This window comes from Kitasatospora sp. NPDC015121 (assembly GCF_055562955.1).
Genome location: NZ_JBVHEH010000004.1, coordinates 1 through 8520, shown reverse-complemented (window position 1 = coordinate 8520; position 8520 = coordinate 1). Strand labels below are relative to the sequence as shown.

Here is an 8520-nt window from a genome sequence, read left to right as displayed (position 1 = left end):
CCTTCGCGTCCGCCGCGCACGAGCAGCGCTGCGACTTCGGCACACCGGCCAGGACCTGTTCGACGTGCATGCCGCAGCCGGCGAAACTCGGCTTGCCGCAGGACTTGCAGGTGGTGCGACGACACATGGGAGTGCTTCCTTCCGTAGGGGACGAGGGGTCGGGACGAGGGGGTCAGGAGTGTGAGAACGGGATCCTCGGCAGCACGCGGTCCAGCCACCGGGGCGTGCGCCAGGCGGCCCGCCCGGCCAGCCGGAGCAGGACGGGCAGCAGCACCAGCCGGACCAGCGCCGCGTCCAGCAGTACCGCGACGCCCAGCACGATGCCCATCTCCTTGGGCGGCAGCGGCCCGGAGAGCGCGAAGGTGAAGAACACCGCGACCATCACGGCGGCGGCCGCGAAGACCACCCGGCCGGAGTGGGCCAGCGCGCCGACCATCGCCTGCCCGGGGTCGCCGGTGCGCTCGTAGTGCTCCTTGGCGGAGGCGAGCAGGAAGACGGTGTAGTCCATCGCGATCGCGAAGATCATCGCGAAGAAGAACACCGGCGCCCAGCCGTCCAGGAAGCCCTGCGAGGTGAAGCCGAGCAGTCCGGCGCCGTGCCCGTCCTGGAAGACCAGCCGGGCCACGCCGAACGCGGCGCCGGTGGAGAGCAGTCCGGCGGCGGTGCCGAGCGCGGCGATCAGCGGGGCGCGCAGCGCGAACAGCAGCAGGACGAAGCCGAGCACCATGACCACGCCGATCACCAGCGGAGTCTTCTCGGTCAGCAGCTGCTGGAGGTCGAGGTTCTCCACCGAGGCGCCGCCGACCAGGGTGTGGTCGGGCAGGTCGGCGCGCAGCGCGTCGACGGTGTGGCCGAGCCGCGGGTCGGACGGGTCGACGGTCGGCACGGCCTGCACCATCGCCCAGTCGGTGCCGTCCGCCGCCGGCTGGGCGGGCAGCACGCCGGCGACGCCGGGGTTCGCGGCCACGGTCCGGACGGTGGCCTCGGCCTGGTCGGCGGGGGTGAGGATCTGCAGGGTGCCGGGGGTGCCGGCGCCGAAGGCCTGCTGGACGGCGGTGTAGCCGGCCCGGGCGTCGGCGTCGCCGGGCAGTACGTCGATCGAGGGCATCGCGGTGCGCAGCCCGATCACCGGCGCGGCGAGCGCGAGCAGCACGGTCAGTGCGAGGGCGCCCCAGCGCAGCGGGTGCCGCCACAGCCGCTCGCCCCAGGCGGCGAACCGGGGCGAGGTCTGCCGCTGCCGCCTGGCCCGGGGCAGGGCGAGCGCGTCGATCCGGTGGCCGAGCCGGCCGAGGACGGCGGGCAGCAGGGTGAGCGTCGCGGCGAGCACGAACAGCACGGCGAGCATGATGCCGCCGGCCATCGAGCGGAACGCGGGCGCGGGCACCAGCATCACCGCGGACAGGCTGACCAGCACGGTCGCGCCGGAGAGCAGGACGGCCTTGCCCGCGGTGTCCATGGTCTCGGCGACGGCCCGCGGGCCGTCCTTCCCGGCGGCCCGGGCGGCGCGGAAGCGCACCACCAGGAACAGCGCGTAGTCGATGCCCAGGGCGAGCGCGAACATCATCGCGAAGTTCATCGCCCAGACCGAGACCGGGAACAGCTGGCTGATCAGCACCAGCGACCCGGCCGACGCGGCCAGGCCCGCCATGGTGAGCAGCAGCGGCAGTCCGGCGGCGACCAGCGAGCCGAAGGCCAGCACCAGGATGCCCAGGGTGACCGGCCAGGACATCACCTCGGACTTCATCATCGCGTCGTGGTTGGCCTCGTTGAAGTCGCTCCACAGCACGGAGGCCCCGGTCGCGGTGACCTCGACGCCGTCGCCGGAGAGGGCGCGCAGCGGCCCCTTGAGGTCGTCGGCGGCCCGCACCATGTCGTCCGGCGAGGCGGCGGCCCCGGCCAGCAGGACGGCGGTGCGGCCGTCCTGGCTGACGGTGGCGCCGGGCTGCGGCGGTACGACGGTGGAGATCCGGCTGTCGGCGGCGGCGAGCGAGGCGGCCCGGTCGACCACCTGCCGCACGTCCGGATCGTCGACCGGCCGGTCGGCGGCGACCACGATCTGCAGCGCGGACGAGGCGTTGCCCGCGAAGTGCCGCTCGGCGAGCGCGCGGACCTTCACCGAGTCCGAACCGTCGGCCTGCCAGCCCGCGCCGGACAGCGCCGAGGTGACCTGCGGGGCGAACGCGCCCAGCCCGATCACCAGCACCAGCCAGCCGGCCAGCACGGTCTTGAAGTGGTGCACGGACCACACGCCGAGACGGCCCAGCAGCCCCGGCCGGGGCGGGTCGGCGACGGCCGGGGCCGGCGCCGGGGTCGGGGCCGTCGGGACGGGGGCGGAGCGGTTCACTGGTCTCTCTCCAAGCACGAGGGAGTCAATAATACCCTGGGGGGTATAAAGAAGGTCAGGCGTCGCCCCGGGCGGGGGAGCTCCGCCCGAGGTGCGGGCTCCGCCCGGGGGTGCGGACTCAGCCCGCCAGCGAACCGAGGGCCGCCCGCAGCCGGCCGGCCGCCTCGTCCGCGACCTCGGCGAGTTCGGGCCGCCCGGTGAACCGCACCATCAGTTCCGGGTCCACCGCCTCGACCAGGACGCCCTCCGGGACGGCGCGCAGCACCACGTTGCAGGGCAGCAGCAGGCCGATCCGGCGGTCCGCCTCCAGGGCGCGGTGGGCGATCGGGGGGTTGCAGGCGCCGAGGACGAGGTAGTCCTCCAGCTCGACGCCGAGCTTGGCGCGCAGGGTGGCCGTCATGTCGATCTCGGTGAGCACGCCGAAGCCCTGCCCGGCGAGCGCCGCGCGGACCTTCTCGGCGGCCTCCGCGAAGGGAATGCCGGTCAGCGTGGCGGTGATGCCGTTCGCCATGTCGTCGAACCTCTCTCCTGGATACCCCCCTGGGTATTCAACCGTACGTCGGGTGCAACCCGGAGCCGCGCAGCCGCATTCCCGGCGCGGCGCCGTGCGGCACTGTGCGGCGCGGTGGAACCCGGGCAGCCCCGCGGGGCGTCGTCGCAGGGCCGGTCGCGAACCGCGGGCCGCACTCCGACATCCGCACGACCGCAGAACTCACCGAGGGGGGCCCGGGTGAAAACCGTCCCGCGCGGCGTCGGCCGACGCCGCGCCGCACAGCGCCGCAACCGCGAACTCGCCCTGCTCCTGCTCGCGGTGGCGGTCTGCCTGGCCGGCTGGACCAGCGCGAGCCTCGCCCTGCGCGGCACCCTCCCGCCCGACCTGGCCCGCTACGGCGCCGGCCTCGGCGCGCTCGCCCTGCTCCTGCACCTCGCCGTCCGCCGCTTCGCCCCGTACGCGGACCCGGTGATCCTGCCGCTCGCGGTCTTCCTCAGCGGCTTCGGACTCGTCCTGCTCGACCGCCTCGACCACTCGTACGCGCTCTGGCACGCCGCGAAGGGCGACTGGCAGAAACTCCCCGCCGCGCCCGCCCAGGTGAGCTGGACGGTGATCGCCGCCCTGCTCGCGATCGCCGTGCTGGCCGCCGTCCGGCACCACCGGCTGTTCCAGAAGTACGTGTACCTGACCATGACGGTCGCCCTGGTCCTGCTCGCCGCGCCCGCGTTCTTCCCCGGCGACACCCTCGGCGCCAAACGCTGGATCCGCCTCGGCGGTCTCTCCTTCCAACCGGACGAGTTCGTCAAGGTCGCCATCACCGTCTTCTTCGCCGGCTACCTCACCGCCAACCGCGACGCCCTGGCCCTCGCCGGCCGCCGCTTCCGGGGCCTGCACCTGCCGCGCGGCCGCAACCTCGGGCCGGTCCTGGCGATCTGGGTGGTCAGCCTGCTCGTCCTGGTCTTCGAGCGGGACCTCGGCACCTCGCTGATCTTCTTCGGCGTCTTCGTGGTGATGCTCTACACCGCCACCGAACGCACCGGCTGGGTGGTGATCGGCCTGCTGATGGCCGTCGCGGGCGCGACCGTCGTCGGCGACCTCGAACCCCACGTCCACGGCCGGGTCGAAGCCTGGCTGCACCCCCTCGACATCTACGAGCCCGTCCACGACCCCGCCCTGATCTCCTACCAGCCCGCCGAGGCCCTCTTCGGCCTCGGCTCCGGCGGTGTCCTCGGCACCGGCCTCGGCCAGGGCCGCCCCTTCCTGATCGGCTTCGCCGGGCGCAGCGACTTCATCTTCACCACCGTCGGCGAAGAACTCGGCCTGGCCGGCTCGATGGCCTTCCTCCTCCTCTACGCCCTCCTCGTCCAACGCGCCCTGCGCACCGCCGTCGCCCTCACCGACCCCTTCGGCAAACTCCTCGCCACCGGCCTCGCCGCCGCCCTCGCCCTCCAGGTCTTCGTCGTCACCGGCGGCGTCACCGGCCTCATCCCCCTCACCGGCAAAGCCCTGCCCTTCCTCGCCGCCGGCGGCTCCTCCCTCACCGCGAACTGGCTCCTCACCGCCATCCTGATCAAACTCTCCGACGCGGCGGGCCGAACCGAACTGGAGCCCGCGGCACGCCGGTAAGCGGTTCCTGTGCGGGGCATGGGTGGGAGCGCCTGCGGCGGGCGGGGTGGGGGAGGTGGCGGGCCGAGCCGAACTGGAGCCTGGGGCGGGCCGGTAACCGTGTTCGGCGTGGGGCGCGGGTGGTGAGGGGTAGGGCGGCGGGCCGAGCCGAACTGGAGCCTGGGGCGGGCCGGTAAGGGGGTTCGGTGCGGGGCCGGGTTGTCGGGCGGTCAGGTGGCTCCGGGGTCTCTGTCGGCCAGGAACGGGCGCAGCAGGGCGAGCAGGGTGTGCGGGCGGTGCAGCGGGATGATGTGGCCGCAGTCCTCGATGACGTGTCCGGTCAGGTCGTCGGCGACCGGGCGGAGTTGGCGTTCCAGGGCGGGGCCGACGGGTCGGGCGCCCAGGGCGAGGGTGGGCACCGTCAGGCGGGCGGTGGCGACCTCCCGTTCGATCTGCGCCGCGCTCTCGGGCAGGGCCCGGTAGTACGCGAACGCACGGCTCAGCGCCTGGCGGCCGGTGTACGCCCGGACGAACGCGTCCCGGAGCGCGGGGCGCACCCCGTCGCCGAGCGTGCCGGCGTTCAGGAACCAGTCGACGTAGGCGGCCTCGTGGCCCTCCAGCACGGTCTCGGCGAGGTCGGACGCGGCGGCGTGGAAGCCGAACCACCACGGCGGCCCGCCGGCCAGGAGGTCCTCGGCGCCGGGCAGCCGGCCCAGCAGGGCCTCCATGACGACCAGTCGCCGGACCAGGTCGGGACGGCGCAGCGCGAGCAGGAAGGCCGGCGCGGCGCCCGCGTCGATGCCGACCACGGCGGCCGCGTGCACGCCGAGCGCGGCGAGCAGCGCCTCGGCGTCCGCGGCGAGGGTGCCCGCGTCGTACCCGGTGGTGGCCCGGCCGCTCGCGCCGAACCCGCGCAGGTCCGGGGCGATGACGCGGTGGCGGTCGGACAGGCCGGCCATGACGTCCGTCCACAGCTCCCAGGTGTGCGGGAAGCCGTGCAGCAGCAGGACGGCCGGTCCCGACCCGTCGAGGGCCACGTTCAGTTCGACGCCGTTGGCGAGGACGCGTCGCAGTTCGGGCACGGCGGGACTCCAAGTGCGGGGCGGGGGAGGGTGACCAGGCCACGCTAGGGAACTATCGTGGTCCTCCCAAGACGGCACTCTCCCCTCAGGTGGTGAGCCCCGGGTGACCACGTCCAGGCCCGACGGACCCGACGGACCCGACGGACCCGACCGGCGGCCCGGTGCGCGCGGTGACCTGCTGGACCCGAACTGCCCGACCCGCCGCCTGCTCGACCGGATCGGCACCAAGTGGACGTCGCTGGCGGTCAAGGTGCTGGCCGAGGAGGCTCCCGGCGAGCTCCGGTTCGCGGAACTGCGGCGCCGCGTCCCGGGCATCTCGCAGAAGATGCTCTCCGTCACCCTGCAGGGCCTGACCCGGGACGGCCTGGTCGCGCGCCGGGTGGAACCCACCGTGCCGCCCGCCGTCCACTACCGGCTCACCGACCTGGGCCGGTCCCTGGAAACCCCCCTCGCCGCCCTCCGGTCCTGGGCCGAGACGCACATGCCGGAGATCGACCGCCACCACCGGCTCGCGGACGAGGCGCCCCCCGCCTAGCCGGTGGGGGCGGTCACGAGCGGACGGCTCCGCCCCGGCGACGGCCTCGCGACGGCCTCGCGGCGGCCGCTCAGGCGGTGGGCGGCGGGGTCAGGCCGTACCGCGCGACGACGTCGGGGAGCCAGTCGGGCTGCTCGAACCGGAGTCCGTACGCGGCGGCGAGCGCGGGGAGCGCGTCCTCGGTCGGCGGGGGTCCGTCGGCGAGCATCTCGGCCAGTTCGCGGAAGAAGTGCTCGAAGCCGGCCGGACTGATGATCTCGATCATCCGGGCCGGGACGGGACCGGCGTTCCACATCGCGTGCAGTTCCCCGCGCGGCTTGGTGAGGTAGCCGCCGGCGCCCAGGACGACCTCGCGGTCGCCGGACCGGAAGCCGATCTCGCCCTCGGTGACGATCGAGTACTCGTCCTCCCGGGTGTGCAGGTGCGGCGGCACCAGCGCTCCGACCGGGAAGGGGTGTTCGACGACGGAGACCGCGCCGTCGGTGTCGGCGCCCCAGAGCTTGAAGGCGACCCCGATCGAGCCGAGGAAGGCCTCGTCCCCCTCGCCGGGTCGGACGATGGTGAGTGGTGGGGCCGACGGCTCCGTCATGGTGATCACTCCTCCGCGCAATTCGGCGATACACTGGCGTTCTCCTAAAAAGTCTCCGCCCCGGACCGCAGGACGTCAACAGGTGAGTGAACAGCGGCGTTCATCGAAAACGCGTGGCTACGAGATGCGCAAACGCGCCGAGGACGTGGGACGGACGCGGCAGCGCATCGTCGAGGCCGCCGTGCACCTGCACGGCACCGCGGGCCCGGCGGCGACGAGCATCGCGGCGATCGCCGAGCGCGCCGGGGTCACCCGGCTGACCGTCTACCGGCACTTCCCCGACGGGACCGCGCTGTTCCAGGCGTGCTCGGGGCACTGGCTGTCGCAGCAGCGGCTGCCCCGGCCCGAGGCGTGGGCAGCGATCGGGGACCCGGTCGAACGGCTGACGGCCGGACTCGCCGACCTCTACCGCTTCTACCGCGCGGGCGAGCAGATGCTGACGCTGGTCAGCCGCGACCTGCACGCGGCGCCCGACTCGATCCGCGAGGCCTGGGCGGCGCGGAACGGGCGGTACGTCGAGGTGCTGGCCGAGGCGTGGCCGGTGACGGGCGGAGCCACCCGGCGGGCGGTGATCGGCCACGCGACGGCGTTCTCGACCTGGCGCTCGCTCTGCCGGGAGCAGGGGCTGCCGGACCGCGAGGCGGTCGAGGTCATGGTCACGCTGGTGGCAGCGGTGGGCGACTGACCCGCCCGCACCAGCGGAACCGCGCGCTCGCCACCGACCCGAAGCCCCCCGCCACCCACCGACGGCCGCGGCCGCCCCCGGCCCCCGGCCGCTAGACGATTAGTTCCGAAGTCAGCTGGCTTTGCTGGTTCTGCTTCGGGCATGCAGGAAGGGTGTCCAGCATTCGGGTTGTGACGACCGAAGAACTGGACACCCTCCTGACCGCACTTTACGTGCAGATCGATGATCATCTACCCCGAACGCGTTGGCTGGGCCGCCCGCCGCGGCTGACGGACTCGGAACTGGTGTGCCTGGCCGTGGCCCAGGTGCTGCTGGGCTTCCACTCCGAGGCGCGCTGGATCCGCTTCGCCCGTGCCCATCTGCGTGGCATGTTCCCCCACCTGCCCGAACGACCCGGCTACAACAAGCGCCTGCGCGCCGCCAGGCCCCTGCTCCAGCAGGCGATTCGAGACCTGGCCCAGGCGACCGACCTGTGGTCCGACCCGGTGTGGATCACCGACTCCACACCCGTCGAGTGCGGTCGCTCCCACGACACCGTCCGACGCTCGGCCCTGGCCGGGTGGGCCGGCTACGGCTACAGCCGCTCGCACTCGCGCTGGTTCTGGGGCCTGAAGCTGCACCTGGTCTGCACCCCCGCCGGGCTGCCCGTCACCTGGGCCCTGGCCAGTCCCAAGGTCGACGAGCGCGAGGTCCTGGCCGCCCTCATCGAGACCGAACCCGAGCTGGCCCGCGAGCGGCCCGGTCTGCTGATTCTCGCCGACAAGGGTTACGTCTCCGCCGAACTCGACCGCTTCCTCGACCAGCACGGCATCACGCTGCTACGGCCCTCCTACCGCAACCGGACCCCACGCCCCGGGGAGGGGCTGCTGAAGTCGGTCCGACAGCTGATCGAGTCCGTCAACGACACCCTCAAGGGCCAACTCGGCCTCGAACAGCACGGCGGCCGCACCATCGAGGGCCTCGGCGCCCGGGTCGGCCAGCGACTGCTCGCGATGACGTGCGCGATCTGGCACAACCGAACCACCGGCCGACCCGTCACCCGCTCCCTGATCACCTACGACCACTGACCGACTTCGGAACTACTCGTCTAGATGTACTGACCACGGAGGTTGGTGACGGGGTTCACGGTCTGGCGATCTTGAAATGAGTGAGGGCCTTCTGGCTCGGTGTGGATTGCGACATCTGCA

General features: G+C 73.4%; 8 protein-coding genes. 4 read left to right on the top strand and 4 right to left on the bottom strand.

Annotation, left to right across the window (positions count from 1 at the left end; genetic code table 11):
- Positions 1-172 precede the first annotated feature (172 nt).
- Complete coding sequence (locus ACZ3J7_RS05945; protein ID WP_465617283.1) at positions 173-2344, bottom strand: MMPL family transporter; 2172 nt, start codon at positions 2342-2344, stop codon at positions 173-175.
- A 118-nt stretch (positions 2345-2462) separates the two neighbouring features.
- Positions 2463-2855, bottom strand: a complete 393-nt coding sequence (locus ACZ3J7_RS05940) for a DUF302 domain-containing protein (RefSeq protein WP_465617281.1) — start codon at positions 2853-2855, stop codon at positions 2463-2465.
- A gap of 219 nt (positions 2856-3074) precedes the next feature.
- Between ACZ3J7_RS05940 and ACZ3J7_RS05935 the strand changes: the two genes are divergently transcribed.
- Complete coding sequence (locus ACZ3J7_RS05935) at positions 3075-4463, top strand: FtsW/RodA/SpoVE family cell cycle protein (protein WP_465617279.1); 1389 nt, start codon at positions 3075-3077, stop codon at positions 4461-4463.
- Positions 4464-4672: 209 nt separating this feature from the next.
- Here ACZ3J7_RS05935 and ACZ3J7_RS05930 read toward each other — a convergent pair whose 3' ends face one another.
- Complete coding sequence (locus ACZ3J7_RS05930) at positions 4673-5524, bottom strand: alpha/beta fold hydrolase (protein WP_465617277.1); 852 nt, start codon at positions 5522-5524, stop codon at positions 4673-4675.
- 103 nt (positions 5525-5627) lie between these two features.
- On the opposite strand from ACZ3J7_RS05930, the gene ACZ3J7_RS05925 reads away from it, so the two are divergent.
- A complete protein-coding gene (locus tag ACZ3J7_RS05925) occupies positions 5628-6059 on the top strand; it encodes a winged helix-turn-helix transcriptional regulator (protein WP_465617275.1) in 432 nt (143 codons plus the stop codon).
- A gap of 70 nt (positions 6060-6129) precedes the next feature.
- On the opposite strand, the gene ACZ3J7_RS05920 is transcribed toward ACZ3J7_RS05925, so the two are convergent.
- Positions 6130-6648: a cupin domain-containing protein gene (locus tag ACZ3J7_RS05920; protein ID WP_465617273.1), complete on the bottom strand. Its 519-nt coding sequence runs from the start codon at positions 6646-6648 to the stop codon at positions 6130-6132.
- Positions 6649-6772: 124 nt separating this feature from the next.
- On the opposite strand from ACZ3J7_RS05920, the gene ACZ3J7_RS05915 reads away from it, so the two are divergent.
- Positions 6773-7333: a TetR/AcrR family transcriptional regulator gene (locus ACZ3J7_RS05915; RefSeq protein ID WP_465617271.1), complete on the top strand. Its 561-nt coding sequence runs from the start codon at positions 6773-6775 to the stop codon at positions 7331-7333.
- A gap of 170 nt (positions 7334-7503) precedes the next feature.
- Positions 7504-8400 carry an IS982 family transposase gene (locus tag ACZ3J7_RS05910; protein ID WP_465617269.1) on the top strand — a complete coding sequence of 299 codons (897 nt, stop codon included), beginning with the start codon at positions 7504-7506 and terminating at the stop codon, positions 8398-8400.
- Positions 8401-8520 lie beyond the last annotated feature (120 nt).